Source organism: Nocardia sp. NPDC088792, assembly GCF_044750615.1.
Classification (GTDB): Bacteria; Actinomycetota; Actinomycetes; order Mycobacteriales; family Mycobacteriaceae; genus Nocardia.
In genome coordinates this window covers 1-1,507 of the sequence record NZ_JBIVKC010000019.1, presented here as the reverse complement: position 1 = coordinate 1,507, position 1,507 = coordinate 1, and the positions used below count along the sequence as shown (strand labels likewise).

Sequence of the window (1,507 nt, the reverse complement as noted above, 5' to 3'; positions counted from 1 at the left end):
CCTGTTGTCTGGCGGTGGGGCGTTGCGGCCCACCGGTCAGCCCATGCCAGAGCGCAGGGAGATCAGGCCTGGCCCGCAACACAATCAAATCCAGCCGAGTAAGTGCCACCACGGGTTGATCAGCAGCGAGAGCCTGATCGAACAACCCCAACCCTTGTTCGACCGACAACGCCGGAGTACCCGACTCGGTGATCCGCCGCAGATCACCTTCCGAGAGCGTGCTGGTCAAACCGGACTGCCCGACCCACGGACCCCAAGCCATGGAAACACCCGGCAGACCCCGGTCGCGTCGATGCCGCATGAGCGCATCCAAGAACACGTTGCCCGCCGCATAATTACCCTGCCCCGGACTACCCAACACCCCCGCCAGCGACGAGAACACCACAAACGCCGCCAACCCGGCATCGAGAGTCAGCTCGTGCAAATGCCAGGCAGCATCAACCTTCACACCCAACACACGATCCAACCGCGCGGCATCCAGAGAAGTCACCAACGCGTCGTCCACAATCCCCGCCGCATGAATCACCGCCGACAACCGCACACCAGTCAAGACTTGTTCCAGCGCAACACGATCGGTCACATCACACGCCCGGATCACCGTGGTGGCACCCGCAGCCGCGAGTTCGGTAACGAACTCCGCAGCACCCTCCGCGCTCGCCCCATGACGGCTCACCAACAACAGATCCGTGACCCCATGACGTGCTACCAGATGCCTGGCCAACTCACGACCCAGACCGCCGGTACCGCCGGTGATCAGGACCGTGCCTTCACCCAGCGACGGCAACTCACCACCACCGGGCTGCACCCGATTGAGCCGGCCCGCATGGAACACACCCTCACGGAACAACAGTTGGGGTTCCTCACCGGCCGCCGCAGCCGCCAGCACCGACTCCTCGAGATCCACATCGGACTCCACCAATGTGATCCGGCCCGGATTCTCAGCCTGCGCCGACCGCACCAAACCCCACACCGCAGCACCGGCAAGATCACCACTGCGGGTGAACACGACCAACCGACCCTCGTCCCGGGCCAACCACACCTGCAACTCACCGAGCACCCGCGCAGTCAGCTCGTGCACCGACAACACCACAGCACTGTCCCCGACCGCCCGGATCACCGTCAGGTCCAGATCCGATCGCTCCTCGACAACCGGCAGCGCAGACCAATCGAGCGTCAACATCGAACCACCGGCCGCCGGCGCGACGACACCGGCCTGGACCGGACGCAAAGTCAGTGAACGGATCGACAACACAGGAGCACCCGAAAGATCGACAACCTCCACCGCCACACTGTCGACACCGATACGCGTCACCCGCGCCCGAACCTCGCTGGCACCACTGGCATGCAGTACGACACCCTCGAAACTGAACGGCATCCGCCCCGCCGGCACCGGCGCCAAATCCACGAACGCCGCCGCCTGCAACACCGCGTCCAACAACGCCGGATGAACCCCGAACCTCGCCGCCCGAACACCCTCCTTCTCCGGCAACCTGACCTCAGCGAAAAC

General features: G+C 64.5%; 1 protein-coding gene. It reads right to left on the bottom strand.

The features are described from left to right. A partial coding sequence (locus ACIP5Y_RS47950; protein WP_400360525.1) for an SDR family oxidoreductase occupies positions 1-1,507 on the bottom strand: 1,507 nt, incomplete at both ends.